Origin of the sequence: Providencia sneebia DSM 19967 (assembly GCF_000314895.2) — a bacterium.
In the GTDB taxonomy this organism is placed as follows: Bacteria; Pseudomonadota; Gammaproteobacteria; order Enterobacterales; family Enterobacteriaceae; genus Providencia; species Providencia sneebia.
This window is the reverse complement of the sequence record NZ_CM001773.1, coordinates 1,854,739-1,872,233: the sequence shown is the minus strand read 5'-3', so window position 1 is coordinate 1,872,233 and position 17,495 is coordinate 1,854,739. Positions and strand designations below refer to the sequence as shown.

General features: G+C 31.6%; 20 protein-coding genes. 16 read left to right on the top strand and 4 right to left on the bottom strand.

Going from position 1 to position 17,495, the window contains the following annotated elements; translation table 11 throughout:
* Positions 1-28: 28 nt before the first annotated feature.
* Positions 29-532: a peptide deformylase gene (def, locus tag OO7_RS07640; RefSeq protein WP_008915379.1), complete on the bottom strand. Its 504-nt coding sequence runs from the start codon at positions 530-532 to the stop codon at positions 29-31.
* A gap of 511 nt (positions 533-1,043) precedes the next feature.
* Here def and OO7_RS07635 point away from each other — a divergent pair.
* From OO7_RS07635 to OO7_RS07625, 3 genes are all read left to right on the top strand, one after another.
* Positions 1,044-1,598 carry a hypothetical protein gene (locus OO7_RS07635; RefSeq protein ID WP_008915378.1) on the top strand — a complete coding sequence of 185 codons (555 nt, stop codon included), beginning with the start codon at positions 1,044-1,046 and terminating at the stop codon, positions 1,596-1,598.
* A 2-nt stretch (positions 1,599-1,600) separates the two neighbouring features.
* Complete coding sequence (locus OO7_RS07630; RefSeq protein WP_008915377.1) at positions 1,601-1,801, top strand: helix-turn-helix domain-containing protein; 201 nt, start codon at positions 1,601-1,603, stop codon at positions 1,799-1,801.
* 515 nt (positions 1,802-2,316) lie between these two features.
* Positions 2,317-2,739, top strand: a complete 423-nt coding sequence (locus OO7_RS07625) for a hypothetical protein (protein ID WP_008915376.1) — start codon at positions 2,317-2,319, stop codon at positions 2,737-2,739.
* 395 nt (positions 2,740-3,134) lie between these two features.
* Here OO7_RS07625 and fliE read toward each other — a convergent pair whose 3' ends face one another.
* On the bottom strand, positions 3,135-3,446 hold the full coding sequence (fliE, locus tag OO7_RS07620) for a flagellar hook-basal body complex protein FliE (RefSeq protein WP_008915375.1): 312 nt from the start codon (positions 3,444-3,446) through the stop codon (positions 3,135-3,137).
* A 230-nt stretch (positions 3,447-3,676) separates the two neighbouring features.
* Here fliE and fliF point away from each other — a divergent pair, with 230 nt between their 5' ends.
* The 13 genes from fliF to fliR all read left to right on the top strand — a co-directional run bounded on the left by fliF (position 3,677) and on the right by fliR (position 14,398).
* On the top strand, positions 3,677-5,350 hold the full coding sequence (gene fliF / locus OO7_RS07615) for a flagellar basal-body MS-ring/collar protein FliF (RefSeq protein WP_008915374.1): 1,674 nt from the start codon (positions 3,677-3,679) through the stop codon (positions 5,348-5,350).
* Positions 5,351-5,352: 2 nt separating this feature from the next.
* The gene (fliG, locus tag OO7_RS07610) at positions 5,353-6,342 is read left to right on the top strand and encodes a flagellar motor switch protein FliG (RefSeq protein WP_008915373.1); all 990 of its coding nucleotides are present in this window, start codon (positions 5,353-5,355) and stop codon (positions 6,340-6,342) included.
* A complete protein-coding gene (locus OO7_RS07605; protein ID WP_008915372.1) occupies positions 6,335-7,075 on the top strand; it encodes a flagellar assembly protein FliH in 741 nt (246 codons plus the stop codon). Before fliG ends, OO7_RS07605 begins: the two co-directional genes overlap by 8 nt.
* Positions 7,072-8,454 (top strand): flagellar protein export ATPase FliI, encoded by a 1,383-nt coding sequence (fliI, locus tag OO7_RS07600; protein ID WP_008915371.1) that lies wholly within the window; start codon positions 7,072-7,074, stop codon positions 8,452-8,454. Before OO7_RS07605 ends, fliI begins: the two co-directional genes overlap by 4 nt.
* Positions 8,447-8,887 carry a flagellar export protein FliJ gene (fliJ, locus tag OO7_RS07595; protein ID WP_008915370.1) on the top strand — a complete coding sequence of 147 codons (441 nt, stop codon included), beginning with the start codon at positions 8,447-8,449 and terminating at the stop codon, positions 8,885-8,887. The genes fliI and fliJ overlap by 8 nt, the downstream gene beginning before the upstream one ends.
* A 155-nt stretch (positions 8,888-9,042) precedes the next feature.
* Positions 9,043-10,008, top strand: coding sequence for a flagellar hook-length control protein FliK (locus OO7_RS17135; protein WP_008915368.1), 966 nt, complete (start codon positions 9,043-9,045; stop codon positions 10,006-10,008).
* Positions 10,009-10,170: 162 nt separating this feature from the next.
* Positions 10,171-10,653 (top strand): flagellar basal body-associated protein FliL, encoded by a 483-nt coding sequence (fliL, locus tag OO7_RS07580; RefSeq protein WP_008915367.1) that lies wholly within the window; start codon positions 10,171-10,173, stop codon positions 10,651-10,653.
* 5 nt (positions 10,654-10,658) lie between these two features.
* Positions 10,659-11,666, top strand: coding sequence for a flagellar motor switch protein FliM (gene fliM / locus OO7_RS07575; protein WP_008915366.1), 1,008 nt, complete (start codon positions 10,659-10,661; stop codon positions 11,664-11,666).
* 64 nt (positions 11,667-11,730) lie between these two features.
* Positions 11,731-12,060 carry a flagellar motor switch protein FliN gene (gene fliN / locus OO7_RS07570; RefSeq protein WP_236620679.1) on the top strand — a complete coding sequence of 110 codons (330 nt, stop codon included), beginning with the start codon at positions 11,731-11,733 and terminating at the stop codon, positions 12,058-12,060.
* Between the two features lies 1 nt (position 12,061).
* Positions 12,062-12,472 (top strand): flagellar biosynthetic protein FliO, encoded by a 411-nt coding sequence (gene fliO, locus OO7_RS07565; protein ID WP_008915364.1) that lies wholly within the window; start codon positions 12,062-12,064, stop codon positions 12,470-12,472.
* 38 nt (positions 12,473-12,510) lie between these two features.
* The gene (gene fliP / locus OO7_RS07560; protein WP_169337393.1) at positions 12,511-13,227 is read left to right on the top strand and encodes a flagellar type III secretion system pore protein FliP; all 717 of its coding nucleotides are present in this window, start codon (positions 12,511-12,513) and stop codon (positions 13,225-13,227) included.
* A gap of 119 nt (positions 13,228-13,346) precedes the next feature.
* Positions 13,347-13,616, top strand: coding sequence for a flagellar biosynthesis protein FliQ (fliQ, locus tag OO7_RS07555; RefSeq protein WP_008915362.1), 270 nt, complete (start codon positions 13,347-13,349; stop codon positions 13,614-13,616).
* A gap of 2 nt (positions 13,617-13,618) precedes the next feature.
* Complete coding sequence (gene fliR / locus OO7_RS07550) at positions 13,619-14,398, top strand: flagellar biosynthetic protein FliR (protein WP_008915361.1); 780 nt, start codon at positions 13,619-13,621, stop codon at positions 14,396-14,398.
* 398 nt (positions 14,399-14,796) lie between these two features.
* On the opposite strand, the gene flgL is transcribed toward fliR, so the two are convergent.
* Together flgL and flgK are read right to left on the bottom strand one after the other, a co-directional pair.
* Positions 14,797-15,726, bottom strand: coding sequence for a flagellar hook-associated protein FlgL (gene flgL, locus OO7_RS07545; RefSeq protein ID WP_008915360.1), 930 nt, complete (start codon positions 15,724-15,726; stop codon positions 14,797-14,799).
* 24 nt (positions 15,727-15,750) lie between these two features.
* Positions 15,751-17,394 carry a flagellar hook-associated protein FlgK gene (gene flgK, locus OO7_RS07540; protein WP_008915359.1) on the bottom strand — a complete coding sequence of 548 codons (1,644 nt, stop codon included), beginning with the start codon at positions 17,392-17,394 and terminating at the stop codon, positions 15,751-15,753.
* Positions 17,395-17,495: the final 101 nt, after the last annotated feature.

Sequence of the window (17,495 nt, the reverse complement as noted above, 5' to 3'; positions counted from 1 at the left end):
TGTCAGGTAGAATGCTTAAGTATTCAACTCATTGTTTTAAACGTTGCTGCTTTTTTAATTTCTTTAAGAGCATATTTCTTTTTAATGTTGATAAATGGTCAAGGAAAATCTTACCATGCAAGTGGTCAATCTCATGTTGCATCACAATTGCTAAGAATTCATCAGAATCAATAATGAATTCTTTACCTTCTCTATCAAGCGCTTTAACTTTAACGCGTTGAAAACGGGCTACATCAGCATAAATTTCGGGTACGGATAAACACCCTTCTTGATAACTTGTTTCGCCTTCACTCTCAATAATTTCAGGGTTAACAAATACCAATGGCTCATTACGATTTTCAGAGATATCAATAACCATTACTGATTCTGTTGCTGCAATTTGTGGCGCTGCTAAACCAATACCATTGTCAGTGCTATACATGGTATCTAATAGATCATCAATTAATGTTTGTACTGAAGCAATATCAGTCACAGCCGCACATTTTACACGTAATCTTTCATCTGGTATTTCAATGATTGTTCTTACTGCCATAAATAAATCCTATAAAATCACTTTCTCTAATTCAAGCATATAAAAACATTATCGTATTTTTAAATTTACGATAAGATGCAAAAAATGTCATCTTTGGTTAATTAAATGATTGACTCAATGAATCGTACTTGAAAAGTAGAATAATAAGATGCAAATATTTTCACATAAAAATAACATATTGTAAGAAAAAAAACAGTAAAAATTGGAGAAAATATAAATATTATCAATACTTAATCAATATATTGTGATGTAGTCTTATTCATTAAGAAAATAACATCATTTGATTAATTGTTTTCTTGTTAATTATAACCGTGAGAACAATCATTTAACAATTTGAATATTAAAGAAAAAATAATATCAGCTTTTTATACTCACACCATATAGAACAAAAAACAGCCTAAACCCATAAATATTATCGTGCCACGATAATATTTTACTTTACTACGATAATTTATTGTCGTAATTTAATAGTCATGCACTAATGCAGAATCTCTAAGTGGATAAGATTAAAATGAGCAAAAGCAATAAAAAACTGTTTTTTTATTCTAAATCAATCGCATTTATCATTTGGATAATGGCAGTTACTGATCTAGTCTGTGATTACTATTTTTGGATTACCCGCAAAGAAGACATGTTATATGCAATTATTGAAAGCATAGACCCTACTCTTTTAGAAAAAAATATCGAATTAGCTTCAAGCAGCGTCATATTATTAATGTTACTTTCACATATTCCTGTTTTAATTTCATCCCTAAGCTTATTTTTTGTTGGTTATTTCTTTTTTGAAACCTCCAAAGGTGAAATATGGACACAACGCAATATAAAAATCCTCTTTATAGGTGGAATATTAGCTGTTATCACACCAATTATTAGCAGTTTATTAGGCTCATTAGCAAGTCTTGCTTTATCAATAAGTTTACCCCCAGGAGATCGCATTTTTGTCTTCTACTTAGGGTTTTCTTCCGAAGCAATGCGTGAGATAATCTATGGTATTATGATCCTCTCTTTAGCACTAATAATGAAAGAAACAAAAAAAATTAGTGAAGAAAATCAACAATATATATAAAAATGACTATAATAATAACTCTAGACGTTTTGATGGCAGAGAAAAAAATAAAATCAAAGGATTTAGCTTTGGAGCTTGGGATCACTGAAGCAAACTTATCCCTACTCAAAAATGGAAAAATAAAAGGAATTAAATTTTCCACGCTAGAAAAATTGTGTGAAGTTTTAAATTGCCAACCTGGAGATATTATTAAATATAATTAAGTTACCTCCATAGTTACTATGGGGAAAATAGAGTCATAAATTAACAATATTAGTATTTTATCTATAGATTTTTATATGGTCATGTCCAAATTACAACATATAAAACGATATAGTTCTGGCAATAGGCTATTCACATTTTAAAATAATTATACGTTGATTAACACATTCGAATATATAAACTTATTAATATGAATATAAAATATATTATTCCTATATTATTTTTCATGTTTTATACTTCTAGTATTTATATACTAAATTATAATATATATCATTATGTCTCCAATGGTAAAGTACTAACTTATTCTAAAAATGAAAAGGAGTATAGCAGCCTTTCATTTTTAAAAAACAAGATAAATAATATAAGCAAAAAATTACACATTGCAGACATGATTTAACATACAACACTGCAAACAATAAATTAAAATCATATATCTTTTGTTTATTGTTTAGCGACACAACAAGTGATATAACTGCTCTATTATACCTAGAGCTTGGTTTATTATGGAGAATTATATATGTTCAAGAAAATTATTATTTTTATTATATTATTTTCAGCATCAATTAATGGCTATGCACTAAGTGAAATAAAGCATAAAGATACACTCACAAAATACACTAGTCAGTATGACTTTGATAAGAAAAATATTTATAGCAATAATTATAATGTAAAAAATATTCTCGATTTTTATAATGATAAAAACATATATGATAATTTAAAAATATCTAGTTCAACTGCTGTTTACTCAGGTCACACTGATCTCACTAGTCCAAAAAACCGCGTTAACATTTTGTCTCATGCGTCATCTAGTCAATCAAACAGGCTATATCTCAATGAAAGACAAGAGCAATTTTATCAAGGTGGAACAAAAAATCTAAACAGCTATTCTAGTGAATTAGAAGTCAGGATTCCATTTTTTGAAATCGAATATGATAAATAAATTATCTATATTATTATCAAGTAAATTTATATCTAGTTAATAAACTTACATTTAAAAATAATTAACATTATATAACGATTTTAATTGTAGCGTTCTATTTTTAAATTTATTTAATTATTAACAAATGAAATAATAATACGTTACCACAATTAGAATATTCATTATTTATTGTTATAAAAAAGCTTATTCTTGTGGTAACTATATCTTTCCAATATTTTTATACTGATAACAAACCGTGATAGAGCAATATAATTAAAACTCTACTTTTATTTTTTATATCATGAAAAATAGCCTATATTACTCCATTCAATACCTAATCTCCGAACAAAATCATCTATTCATAAAATAAGCATTAATAATAAAATTGACTCATGATTTTTAATTACCTAACTAAATTATACCTGCATTGCCATAATTTCCTGATAAGCAGACACTAATTTATTACGTACTTGGATCCCCATTTGAAGGCTTAAGCTTGCCTTTTGCATATCCACCATGACGTCATTTAGTGAAATATCCGTTTTCTCTAATGTAAAATTCTCTATATTTTTTGTTGATATATTATTGGCAGTGTTAATTTGATTAATTGCTGAGATTAATTGGCCTGAAAAATTTATTGCATTAATAACAGGCTTCTCTATATTTGCTGCCTGTGATGCAAGAATTTGTTGCTGTGATAATATCCCATTAATTTTTTGAATTTCCATATATTATCTCCTATTTATTTCAATGTCATGCACATATATTTCATTGCTACTCTATCACTAATTTTTAAATTTAAAGCGTTCAAATAAGACTAAAACCAAAGGTTGATTTCACCATTAAAATCTAAAAACCACTCAATAATATTAGGATAAAAGTGATATGACGAAGAGGGAATGACATTGTTTCGCCAAGCATATTTTTATCCATTATGTCTGCCATGCAGGGAATATTTATGAGTATCACATCTAAAGAGACGGGAGAAACTAACAAAGGGTTAGCATCACTTATGATGAATCTAAAAAATTCGCCAAAGATCCCCTTAATTGTTGTTAGTGCAGCTGCGATTGCGGTGCTAATTGCATTAGCTCTTTGGGCTCGTAGCCCTGATTATCGTGTTCTTCTAAGTAATCTCAATGCCAAGGATGGTGGGGATATAATCAGCCAATTAACACAACTAAATGTACCTTACCAAATAGCTGACAATGGACATACTCTTTTAGTGCCCGCCGATAGTGTTCATGAGCTACGCCTAAAATTAGCACAATCTGGATTACCAAAAGGTGGCAATACAGGTTTTGAGCTTTTAGATAAAGAACAGTTCGGTATTAGCCAGTTCAGTGAACAAATTAATTATCAACGTGCTTTAGAAGGTGAGCTATCCCGCACAATTGAATCACTCAATCCAGTACAAAATGCACGTATTCACCTAGCTATTCCCAAACCGACTTTATTTGTGCGTGAACAAAAAATGCCGACTGCATCTATAACAGTAGGACTACATCCTGGCCGAATGCTAGATGAAAGCCAAATACTCGCTATTGTGAATTTGGTAGCAAGCAGTATCACAGGATTAACTGCAAATAATGTCACTATTGTCGATCAAACAGGCCAATTATTAACAAACAATAATGATAGCCTACAATCGATAAATCATTCTCAGGTCAAAATGACCAAAGAACTAGAATCACATCTTAAGCAACGTATTGAAGATATTATTTCGCCATTAGTTGGCAGGACAAATGTACAAGCTCAAGTTACAGCACAAATGAATTTTTCTAAAATAGAAGAAACTTCAGAAGAATATAAACCGAATCAAGCACCTGCAAATGCGGCTATACGCTCCCGGCAAAATAGTAAAAATATACAGAACAATAATCAACAATCAGGTGGCGTTCCTGGCGCATTATCAAATCAGCCGTCAGCACCTCCTCTAGCCCCTATATTTACCAATAAGAAAGAGACTGATTCACAACAAAATTCTGGACAACACCATACAATCATTAATTCACAACATGATGAAACAACAAATTACGAAGTTGACCGTAAAATTAGCCATATTCAGCAACAAGTTGGGATTATTGATAAATTATCTGTCGCTGTTGTCATCAACTATTTACCTCAACATAGTGAAAATGGTATTGAAATGCAGCCATTAACACCTGAAATGATGAAGCAAATAGATGCATTAATTCGCGAAGCCATGGGCTATTCAGAAAAAAGGGGCGATTCCTTAAATATTACCAACTCATTATTTACTCAAGAACACATAATTGAAGACTCACCATCTCTATTCAACAATCCACAATTTATCTTACAACTGGTCGCTTATGGAAAAATTTTACTTATTTCTCTAATTACTTGGCTAATGTGGCAATTTGCCATCAAACCACAATGGATAAAATCGCGAATAATACGACTTAATACTGAAAGCAATAATTCTGTACCAAGTGATACCGTATCTATTGCTAAAGATGAAAATCATCAGGAAAAGGATGAGCAAATTCATCAACAATTCAAAAAACAACGTATACATGCAGAAGCCATAAGCAAGCGTATAAATGAAATAGCTAAAAAAGACCCTCAAATTATGGCTACAGTTATTCGCCAGTGGTTAGGAAAAAAATAGTAATGTTAAATGGAATAGAAAAAAGTGCAGTCACACTTATGGCACTAAATGAAGACCAAGCAGCTGAAGTTTTTAAATATTTTAGCAGTAAAGAAATTCAACAATTGAGTGTTGCAATAACCAATCTACGTCAAATATCTAATCAGGAATTGATAGAAGTATTAAACGAATTTGAATGTTCTGCCATTCAAATGGCAGCAATAAATGGCAATACAAATGATTATTTACGTTCAGTATTGATAAAAGCGCTTGGAAAAGACCAAGCAAATAGTTTGCTAGAAGATATTGTAGATAAACAAGAAACGACTTTAGGCATTGAAAGTCTTAATTACATGGAGCCACAAATAGTCGCTGATATTATTAAAGATGAGCATCCACAAATTATTGCCACCATATTAGTTCATCTTAAAAACCATATATCTGCTGAAATTCTCACTTTATTTGATGAAGAATTACGTAACGATATTATATTGCGTATTGCATCTTTTGGTCGTATTCAACCCACAGCTTTAGATGAATTAACAACTGTTTTAAATCAATCACTTGATAAACTAAATACCAAACATAATAAGATGGGTGGAATAAAAACAGCAGCTGAAATTATCAATTTGATGAAAAATCAGCATCAAGAAAGTGCTATTAATACTATTCGAGCTTACGACCACGAATTAACCCAGCATATTCTTAATGAAATGTTCCTATTTGAGAATCTTATCAACCTCGACGATCGTTACATCCAACGTATTTTACAAGAAATAAATACCGATTCTTTAGTTATTGCCCTCAAAGGTTGTCACCAAGATCTGCAAGAGCACTTTCTTAAAAATATGCCCACCCGTACTGCTGAAATTGTTCGTGAAGATTTACAATCTCACTCACCAATACGCATGTCTTTTGTTGAAAATGAACAAAAAGCCATTTTACTCATTGTTCGACGTTTAACGGATAAAGGTGAAATTATAATTGATAGTGGAGATGATACTTATGTCTAATTCACTTGAAAATTTTACTGATTGGCAAACATGGCAATTACTTGAATTAAATCAATCTGAAACAAATGCGACCTTAATTTCTTCTAGAGAAGAACCGATATCTTCTGAAAAACTGATAGAGGAAAAACAAAACTTTTCTAGTCTTGAAGCACAAAATATTGCTGAAAATAGCCAATATGTAGAAGAATTAACAACAGAAGCACATCAATTAGGCTTTATAGAAGGCAAAAAAGTCGGTTATCAAGCCGGTTTTGAGCAAGGTTTTCAAGATGGAAAAAAGCAAGGTCAAGAACAAGCCCTTATTCAAGAACAAACTATTATTGAAACTTGGAAAAATTTATTGTCTGAATTTAGTCATTCACTTGAAAACGTGGATCATGTTATTACAACTAAATTATTGCAGATTGCCTTAATGGCAACAAAACAAGTTCTTGAACAACCCACTTTATCTGAACGCGATCACACAGATCTACTTAATAATCTCAACCAATTATTACAGCAAAAACCTCTTTTTTCAGGAAAATTAGTGCTATATATTCATCCTGAACAGATAGAATTCGTCGAACAACATTTAGGTTCCCTCCTCCAACTTAAAGGTTGGCATTTAGCCGCTGATCCACAATTACATCTCGGCGGGTGTCGCGTTATCGCAGAAGATGGTGAAATTGATATGAGCATTGCAACGCGCTGGCAGGAATTGTGTAAGCTTTATGCGCCAGAGGCTTTTTCATGAATACAACTCTTTCACGATGGAGCGCCATTCTTGACAATTTTATCTCTCATCTGACTGAGCTTCCCAAAATGCGCCTATATGGACGATTAACCAAAATTACCGGTTTAATCATGGAAGCCGAAGGGATCAAACTGCCGCTCGGAACATCCTGCTTTGTTGAACGAAAAATGCATGGTAAGAATGATGAAATTATGTGTGAAGTCATCGGATTTCATCATTCTCGCATGTTACTCATGCCACTTAGTGATATAGAAGGAGTTGCGCCTGATGCTCGCATTTACGCCCAAACTCAGGGAAATAATAATCAACTAGGCCGGTTATTACCTGTCGGTGATGCTTTACTTGGACGTATTTTAGATGCTCAAGGTAAGCCTCTTGATAATAAAGGAATACTTAATACCAAAATACGGGTTCCTCTTAACTCACCACCAATTAATCCTCTAGAACGGCAGCCTATTAATCAAATTTTAGATGTAGGCATAAGAGCAATTAATGCACTTATTACTATAGGTCGAGGGCAACGAATAGGATTATTTGCAGGTTCAGGTGTTGGAAAAAGTGTTCTTTTAGGCATGATAGCGCGTTTCACACAAGCTGACATTATTGTTGTTGGCCTAATTGGTGAAAGGGGGAGAGAAGTTAAAGATTTTATTGAGAATATTTTGGGTAAAGAAGGTTTACAACGAGCAGTTGTTGTTGCTGCGCCGGCTGATGTTTCACCACTATTACGAATGCAAGGTGCGTCTTATGCCACTCGCATTGCTGAATATTTTCGTGATCAAAATAAAAATGTTTTGCTTATTATGGATTCACTTACGCGATATAGCATGGCACAAAGAGAAATTGCTTTAGCCATTGGCGAGCCACCAGCAACCAAAGGCTATCCACCATCAGTATTTGCTAAATTGCCAGCCCTTGTTGAACGAGCTGGTAATGGTAAAAATGGTGGCTCAATCACAGCATTTTATACTGTACTGACTGAAGGTGACGACCAACAAGACCCAATTGCCGATTCTGCTCGTGCGATATTAGATGGTCATATTGTTTTATCTCGTTCACTTGCTGAATCTGGTCATTATCCAGCTATTGATATTGAAGCATCAATCAGTCGTGCCATGACTGAACTTATTGATAAACAACATTATTATAAAATTCAGCAATTCAAGCAGTTAACCTCAAGTTATCAGCGAAATCGCGATATTATTAATGTTGGCGCTTATTCAGCCGGTAGTGATCCAGTACTTGATATAGCAATTCAGTATGCCCCTAATATGGTGCAATTTCTCAAGCAAGGAATTGATGAGACTTGCTATTATTCAAATGCCTATGAGCAACTCTTTAATGTTATTCCTAATCATGAGCCTATTATGAATGAATGATAACACCTTATTAATACTGCTGAATTTAGCTCAAGAAGCATCCCATGAAGCAGCCAAAAATTTAGCTCATGTCCGATTAACTAAAACAAAAATAGCCCAACAAATTAAGTTATTAGAAAATTACCGAGCAGAATACAATGAAATATTAAATCAAAATTTACATCAAGGAATAAGTCATGATAAATTGCAAAATTATCACCAATTTTTAACGATATTAGAGATAGCAATTAATTATCAAAAAGATCAACTCACCTTATGGTCACAATATATTAATGAAGCTAATCTATATTGGCAAAAAAAACAGCAACGGGTTAATGCCTTTAAAATTCTTATTCAGCGAGCTAAACAAAAGAAAAATAAATATCTAAATGACTTAGAACAAAAACAGATAGATGAATTTGCTTTGAAAGCAGCATTACGGAGAACACAATAAATGGATTGTAAGCTACATCTAATTTCACCAGATAATTTAAAAAAAAATATTCGCTCACAGAAACCTAATCAAAATATTGAAGACAAATATTTAACATTCCCCTTCTCTTTCAAGCTATATTTGAAAATAAAAAAACAATCACCAATCAACCATTATTGGATAATCCCTCTGAAATTAAAACAAACCAGTTAATAGAATTCGATATAAATCAAGATAGCAATCAGTTATCCACAGAAGCATCTTCAGATTTATCTTTAACTATTTTTAGCTATTCTGAAGAGAATCCTATTATTTCAGATGAAAAACAAATAAACCGATATTTAACTTCAACTCAACCCAAAAGTAATATTAATAAGTTTAAAATAGAAAACCAATTAGAAACAGAACAAAAAGATGAATTCAATTTGAATAAATGGGATAATAATAAAAATATCTGTAAGATAGAGAATCACTTACCATTAGAAAAATCATCAGTAAATAAAGATAATATAACGTCAATAATACCAATAATATTCACAGAAAATACGCCAATAATCAAAAAAAATCCACCTTCATTATCTGACTCGACCTTATTCCAAAATAATTCCACACAAATAATCAATACATTTCCAATTCAAACGACAATATCTTCACAAACATTCATAAATTCACCGCCAATTTTTACTATGCAACCAAATATTCCATTAACTAGTGAAGTATGGCAACAACAATTAAATCAGCACTTGTTATTTTTTTCTCGTGAAGGTATTTCACATGCTCAACTTCGTTTATATCCAGAAGAACTTGGTTTACTCAATATCCAGTTGCATATCGAAGATAATCAAGCTGTCATGCATTTTATTTCTCAACATAGTCATGTCAGATCCACAATGGAAGCAATGATGCCATTATTACGTAGTGCGTTACAAGAAAATGGTGTTCATCTAACACAAAGTTCTGTAGGAGCCGATTTTTTTAATAATACGTCAGATAACCAATCGCATACAGATCAAGATAAACATAATCATCAGAAAAACAGCCCATTTTATCCCCGTAAAACTATTAGCACAAATATAAACCAAAATCAGCATATTAGAATATTATCACCACAGTTGTCAGGTATCATTAATACATTCGTTTAATTATCATCCTATATCATTTTTTTAATTAATGCTTAGAGTTAATCCTTTTTTATAACGCTTTTTAACCCTTTAAAATAATGCATTCACGGCATAATACTCGAAAGAATAATATGGAAAAGTCCAGATAGGACTAAGCCTTCATCTGTAGGAAATTTAGTTAATATGCCGACATCAAGTCATTCATCTAAACATATAAATATAGGGCTAATCTTTTTATTTTCCCTTATCTCTATCATAAGTGTCTGTTTCGTTAGTTATCACTGGTGGATAGCCAATCAAGCCATAAACCCAATAAAAAAAGATGAACTGTATTTAAATATACCACAACCTATTTTTATGGATTTAGAACCTTTCACTATCAATTTACCCAGTTTTAACGAATATCCCGATAATGTCTTATATATCGATATAACATTGCGCCTAGCAGATGAAAGTTCTCGAAAAAAATTACATGACTTTTTACCTGAAGTGCGTAGCAGAGTGCTATTACTGCTTTCTAATCAAAATGCCAAATCACTTAGTACACATGAAGGTAAATTACAATTAATGCAAGCAATTAAAGCGACTCTTTCACAAACAATGACCCCAGATAAACCCGGACAGAATGTTTCTGACGTGTTGTTTACGACCTTTATATTACGGTAATTCTGATGAGCGATAATATTTTATCTCAGGCTGATAGTAACCCATTCACCAATAAGGACTTGCTATCAGCTCACCGAGTAACAGATGAAAATCCAGAGAATAGCTGCATTCGCCCTTATAATCCGAAAATACAACAACGATCGGTCAATGAGCGCATGCTATCACTTGAAATAATCAACGAACATTTTGCCCAGCAATTTAGAATTGGGTTATTAAACATATTCAATTACTATCCTAATATTTCTGTTGGTAGTACCAAGATAGAACCTTATCATCAATTTAAACAGCATTTTTCCACACCAATAAATTTAAATATAGTGCATATGCTTCCATTAAATGGAACTGCCTTATTCACGTTGGAACCCACATTAGTCTATGCTGCTATAGAGAATTTATTCGGTGGTAATAATCGGTTATCCCTTCCTTCTGACGGAAAGCAATTCACTAATACCGAACAGCGTATTATTAACAGAATATTAATGCTTGCATTAAATAGTTATCAAGATGCCTGGAAAATCATTAAAAATATTAACATTGAATATATTAGGTCTGAAACTCAAATAGATTCTGTTAAAATTACGAATTCATCTGATGATATGGTTGTCACATCTCCATTTTCAATTAAAATTGATAATACCATTAGCGAATTTAATATTTGTATACCTCTTGCTATGCTTGTGCCCTTGCGTGAGCAACTCATTAATTCACCTTTAAAAAAAAATCACCAAGAAAATAAAACTTGGAAAACTAATTTAATGAATAAAATTAAATGTTCGGAAATAAAACTAAAAGCAAACTTTACCGATGTGCCTTTGCAAATTTCACGTTTATTACAGCTGCAAAAAGGTGATGTTATTCCAATAGAAAAGCCAGATCATGTGCTAGTCAGTGTTGATGAAGTTCCAATCTTAGCTTGCCAATATGGAACGCTAAATGGCCAATATGCTTTGCGAGTCGAACATTTGATTAATCCTATTTTAAATATAACCAATGAGGATAATACCAATGAATGAAACAACCTTTTCTTCTAATACTCTAATTCATCATGAAAATGAAGTAATACCTGAGGTAAATAAAATGGAATTCAACACTGATAATACATCCATTTGTACCAATATCAACGAACAAGTTCCAATTGATCAGTTATCTAATATTGACCTAATAATGGATATCCCTGTAAATTTATCTGTTGAATTAGGAAAAACAAAAATGACAATCTCAAAATTATCAAGCCTATCACAAGGTTCAGTTATTCCACTTGATGGACAAGCGGGTGAGCTGTTAAATATATTCATTAATGGTTATTTAATTGCTCAAGGAGAAATTGTCGTTGTCTCTAATAATTATGGTATTCGAATTACCGATATTATTAATTCATCAGAACGTATGCATCGTTTGAGCCGTTAATATGACTACAGAAATACAATCGACATCTCTAATTAGCCAAGCAGAACAATCTGTTTTAATAGAAAGCAATATCCTAATGCAAATGTCAGCAGCACTTGGTGGTGTTATTTTATTGATAGTGCTTGGTACTTGGTTAGCTAAAAAATTAGGTATCACGCCAGCTAAATTAAACAAGCATTCACCTTTAAAAGTAAAAAATTACTGTTCTCTTGGTAATAAGGAACGTGTTGTTATTGTTGAAATTAATCATAACAAGTTAGTATTAGGTGTCACGACGCAATCAATTAACTTGCTATATCAATATCCAATTTCGAAAGAAAATGAGACAGAACCTCTTACTTTTCAATCTGTTTTAAACAACCAAAAAAATATCTCAAATAATACAGCGTCATCCCTACCGACAAATAAATAATGGAAGTACATATGTTTTTGTCAAAAATTATCATCACTATGATTTCATCACTGATAATGCTTCCATTGCAAGCTTCAGCTTCATTACCGCCACTTATCAGTAAAGTGTTACCAAATGGAGAGCAAAGCTGGTCATTACCCGTTCAAACTTTACTTTTTTTAACATTACTTGGATTCATACCGGCTATATTACTCATGATGACAAGTTTTACACGTATTATCATTGTGTTAGGTTTATTACGAAACGCACTTGGAACACCTTCATCACCACCCAATCAGGTTTTATTAGGATTAGCACTTTTTTTAACCTTCTTTGTGATGTCACCCATTATTGATCGCGCTTATCAAGAGGCCTACCAACCTTTTAATGAAGATAAAATTAGCTTAGAAATTGCTTTTGATAGAGGAATAGCGCCATTTCGGGAATTTATGTTAAAACAAACTCGTGAACCGGACTTAGCGCTTTTTGCGCGTATTGCTAAGATTGATGAAATTGCAACAGGCAATGATGTACCAATGCGAATTTTAATTCCTGCATTTATTACGAGTGAACTAAAAACGGCGTTTCAAATAGGCTTTACTCTGTTTATTCCTTTTTTAATTATTGACTTAGTAGTAGCAAGCGTCCTAATGGCGCTAGGAATGATGATGGTATCACCAGCAACGGTTTCTTTACCATTTAAATTAATGTTATTTGTACTCATTGATGGTTGGCAATTATTGTTAGGTTCTCTTTCACAAAGTTTTTTTAATTAAGACCCAATTATATGAAAATTTAAAGTGTAGATAATATTCTCATAATGGATTGATAAGTCATTCATCTAAAAAAATAATATTATTATTTTAAATATATTGGTGTAAAAATCAGAGAAAATATGACTCCAGAAACAATCATCACCTTAGGTAATGAAGCAATGCAAATAACTTTAATGCTTTCTGCACCTTTATTATTATCAGCATTAATTTCAGGTTTAATTGTGAGTTTGCTACAAGCTGCAACCCAAATAAATGAAATGACACTTTCATTCATTCCTAAAATTCTCTCTATTGTTGCTGTCATGATTATCGCGGGGCCATGGATGCTTAATCTCCTTAGTGATTATATGTGTAACTTGCTCAATAATTTGCCATTTATTATTGGATAAACATGTTAACAATAACAAGCGAAGCCTTTACATATTGGCTAAATCAAGGATTTTATCCTTTTATTCGGCTATTAGCTCTATTTACAACAGCACCTTTTTTTAATGAAAAACAAGCAATTACAAAAACTCGCATTATATTAGCATTGTTTACTATTGTTATAATTTCCCCCCTACTTCCAGCGGTTGAAATTCCATTATTTTCTATGATGGGAATAAGAGTTGTATTGATACAAATTGGAATTGGTTTGATAATTGGATTAACAATGCAAATTATCTTTGCAGCTGTACGCTATGCCGGAGAAATCATAGGTTTACAAATGGGACTTTCATTTGCTACCTTTTTTGATGCATCAAGTGGTCCTAATGTACCAATATTAGGTCGCATATTGAATTTATTCATGATGTTACTATTTTTGTTATACAACGGTCATTTATGGCTAATTGATGCAGTCATCAATTCATTCGAATCAATACCAATTCAGCAAACATTATTAAATCGAGATGGATTTTGGTCTTTAGTCCAATTTGCCGATTCGCTTTTTATCAATGGATTAATGCTAGCTTTACCGTTTATCACTTTGTTTTTAATACTCAATATTACTTTAGGAATATTAAACAGGATGACACCTCAACTATCCACATTTGCTATTGGTTTCCCATTAACATTAACCATAGGTATAAGTATGCTTGGTTTACTGATCTCCATTCTGCCACATTTTACTGGACGTTTGTTGCATCAAGCCTTTGAGCAATTATCATTAATACTAAGCTTGTTTGTGTAAAATAAGTGTAATGCGTTGCCACTTAATTTACTCTACACATCAGCTAACCACATATACCTTTATTTTTAATTTTCAAATACAGCACCGGAAAAATTTTATTTTCAAACTTACACCATGATTTCTATATTACTTGTAAATAGAATAAACATTAGAATAAAACAACCTGTTAATATACATTTTTCATTCACAATTAAAACTGTTCTAGAGAAATAAATATCCAGTTAAAATACAGAATCGATACTGTTGATTTAAAATATCTAATTAAAACCTGCCGGTGCGGCAATGAACTATAGCCTAGCATATAATAATACTGTTATAAAAATCAGTAAGATTGAAATATCACACTGATAACACATCATTTTTAAATATTAAGAATTTCGAGATAAAATCAATATAACTTAATTAAATAAAGATAATTTATTTAATTTTTTAAAAACATCTTGAGAGGCTTGTAAAACTTCCATCTCTTTATTAAAAATCATTATTCCTTCTACTAAATTAATTTCTGATAACTTACTTATTTGCTGCTTGTTTTGTATGCTTTGCTCATCGCATTGGAAATTAAGACGCTCAATATATTGTAACTGTAAACCTTGCTTCATCTCAATATTTGAAATTTTTTCTAATGCAGATTTAACTTCACGATTAACCTTGTTTATGTCATCCTGAATTATATCTAATTCAGATTGTGAAATATTTATTTTCGATTTATTTAATGCTTTAATTCCTATATCTAGTGTTTTAAAAAAAAATACCACATTATTTTCATCTGTTGAAAAAACATTCTTACCCATAAAGTAAGTTGTCATTTCATTATTACTTGAAACCCTCTGAGTTATCTCTTTATCACTACCTTGATATTGTATCTCTCCATTTACATTTTTTATAAATGGTGGCTTATCCGATTTAAAACCAGCAAAGATATAACGGCCATTACCATCTGTTGTATTAGCTAATGCAACTAATTGATCTTTTAAGCTATTTAATTGTTCAGCAAGAGAGACATTATCTCTTTCATTTAAAGTACATTGATTAGATGCTTGAATTATTGTTGTATCAATCTGGATCATTACGTCGTTCATCTGACTTAATATATCCATTTGTAATTTCATGCCCATTTCAGCAAGATTTCTATTTTTCATATATTGCTGATTACAATTTTCTAACTGCCCTAAACGAACTGTTTGTGCATATGAATAAGGTTCATCAGAAGGTTTGTTAACTATCTTACCTGAAGCTAACTGGCTCTGAGATTTCATGCAATTTTCTTGAGCATTGTTGATATGTTGTAATGACTGGTGATAAATCATATTAGTACTTACACGCATCTTAATTCCCTTATGCTATTATGGCTATCTAAAAACACTCATCAAGCTATTGAAAAGATTATCAGTCACTTTTAGTACTTGCGCATTCGCATTAAATAATTGCTGATTTTTTTGCATTTGAATCATCTCTTCATCAATGTTTACACCGGAATTAGATTGTATTTTCTGGTAAAATTTTTCAGTCATACCATTATATATATCAGCGCTTGCTTGTGCCTGTTTTGCTAAATTACCCACATCATTTACAAGAAAAGCGTAATAATCAGTAAATGTTGCATTACCTTTTATTAGCTTCTTGTTTTGTAATTCAGCTAATGCTTTTATATTTTCATTATCACTAAGCTCACATTTATTTGAACCTGCTACTGAAAATTTAGCATCATTGTTGACTAAATTACCCAACTCACTAATTACATTATTAACTGGTTTCACTAAAAATGAATCACCATTTTTAGCTGTATTATTATCAATCGTTAATTCAATACCGTCAAATTTCAATATATTCGGATTTGAATCATCCACGACAACTTTATTACCATCAGGTAATCGAGTAGCTATCCAGCTATTACCATTGAAATATAAATTATAATTATTTGCTTCAATTTGAGAAACATCATCATAACTTAGGGAAAAATCAACATTTCCCTTATTAGTGGTATTTCCCACCACATAACCTTTTCCAACAGAAAAAAATGGTTTCCCCATATTCCCATCAATATCAAAGCCTTTTTCATGAATTTCATTAATTTTTGTTGCAAAGATTAATGCTAACTTATTTATCTTTTGATAAGTAGGCTCAATAATTTCATAGTATGAACGTAAGCTGCCACTTAATTCACCACTACTAAGTTGCTCCTCATTAATTTCATATGGCTGTTCATTCTCGCCTATAAAACCAACACTCAAGCACTGAGGATCTTTTGAAGATAATATTGCGGCTAGATGATTCGCTTTTTCTGGTGTTACAAGTGGCAGACCATTAGAAATTAATACATTATAATTGCCATTTTGCTCCACTACTTTTACACCAATAACTGAGCTAAGTTTATGGACTAAATTATCACGAGCATCAAGTAAATCGTTCGGTTCTGCATTCCCAATGGCCCGTACTTTCGTTATCTGCCGATTTAAAAGAGTGATTTCTTCTATATTTGTATTGATACTTTTAATTTTAGATTCAATTTGATAATTAATACCTCTCTTCATTTCCTGTAGTCTATGGTCGATTTCTTTAAATTGATTAACAAGGCAGTTTGCCTTATCTAAAAAATTATTAATTAAAGTTTTATCGCTAGTATCACTACTAAAAAGGTCTAATGAAGCAAAAAAATCACCAATACAACTCGCAATATTAGCTATATCATTTGAAAATAAATTGTCAACTTGATTACTATTTTGTACATAAGCTTGGTATTCACCACGATATGCCAATGACTGATTATATTGCTTATTAAGTAATGAATTGTTCTCACGATGAACATGGCTAATGTAGCAGCCATTACCCAAATACCCATGAGGTGTTACTCTTCCTGGATTTTCACCAATAACGACATTCTGCCGATGATAACCATCTAGATTAGCATTAGATATATTATTTGATATCACACTTGAGCTATTTTGAGCTATATTTATACCACTTAAGGCATTATTCATTATATTATTAAGCATAAGATAATCCTAAATTAGTAACTGATTTTTTTCGTAAATTCACACTTATTTATCTGCCTATATATGTTTTCTATTAATGAATATATCGGTAAAAAAGAAGG

Coding starts and splice junctions, on each gene's coding strand:
- def (WP_008915379.1), bottom strand. CDS start 532: ATGGCAGTAAGAACAATCATTGAAATACCAGATGAAAGATTACGTGTA.
- OO7_RS07635 (WP_008915378.1), top strand. CDS start 1,044: ATGAGCAAAAGCAATAAAAAACTGTTTTTTTATTCTAAATCAATCGCA.
- OO7_RS07630 (WP_008915377.1), top strand. CDS start 1,601: ATGACTATAATAATAACTCTAGACGTTTTGATGGCAGAGAAAAAAATA.
- OO7_RS07625 (WP_008915376.1), top strand. CDS start 2,317: ATGTTCAAGAAAATTATTATTTTTATTATATTATTTTCAGCATCAATT.
- fliE (WP_008915375.1), bottom strand. CDS start 3,446: ATGGAAATTCAAAAAATTAATGGGATATTATCACAGCAACAAATTCTT.
- fliF (WP_008915374.1), top strand. CDS start 3,677: ATGAGTATCACATCTAAAGAGACGGGAGAAACTAACAAAGGGTTAGCA.
- fliG (WP_008915373.1), top strand. CDS start 5,353: ATGTTAAATGGAATAGAAAAAAGTGCAGTCACACTTATGGCACTAAAT.
- OO7_RS07605 (WP_008915372.1), top strand. CDS start 6,335: ATGTCTAATTCACTTGAAAATTTTACTGATTGGCAAACATGGCAATTA.
- fliI (WP_008915371.1), top strand. CDS start 7,072: ATGAATACAACTCTTTCACGATGGAGCGCCATTCTTGACAATTTTATC.
- fliJ (WP_008915370.1), top strand. CDS start 8,447: ATGAATGATAACACCTTATTAATACTGCTGAATTTAGCTCAAGAAGCA.
- fliL (WP_008915367.1), top strand. CDS start 10,171: ATGCCGACATCAAGTCATTCATCTAAACATATAAATATAGGGCTAATC.
- fliM (WP_008915366.1), top strand. CDS start 10,659: ATGAGCGATAATATTTTATCTCAGGCTGATAGTAACCCATTCACCAAT.
- fliN (WP_236620679.1), top strand. CDS start 11,731: ATGGAATTCAACACTGATAATACATCCATTTGTACCAATATCAACGAA.
- fliO (WP_008915364.1), top strand. CDS start 12,062: ATGACTACAGAAATACAATCGACATCTCTAATTAGCCAAGCAGAACAA.
- fliP (WP_169337393.1), top strand. CDS start 12,511: ATGATTTCATCACTGATAATGCTTCCATTGCAAGCTTCAGCTTCATTA.
- fliQ (WP_008915362.1), top strand. CDS start 13,347: ATGACTCCAGAAACAATCATCACCTTAGGTAATGAAGCAATGCAAATA.
- fliR (WP_008915361.1), top strand. CDS start 13,619: ATGTTAACAATAACAAGCGAAGCCTTTACATATTGGCTAAATCAAGGA.
- flgL (WP_008915360.1), bottom strand. CDS start 15,726: ATGCGTGTAAGTACTAATATGATTTATCACCAGTCATTACAACATATC.
- flgK (WP_008915359.1), bottom strand. CDS start 17,394: ATGCTTAATAATATAATGAATAATGCCTTAAGTGGTATAAATATAGCT.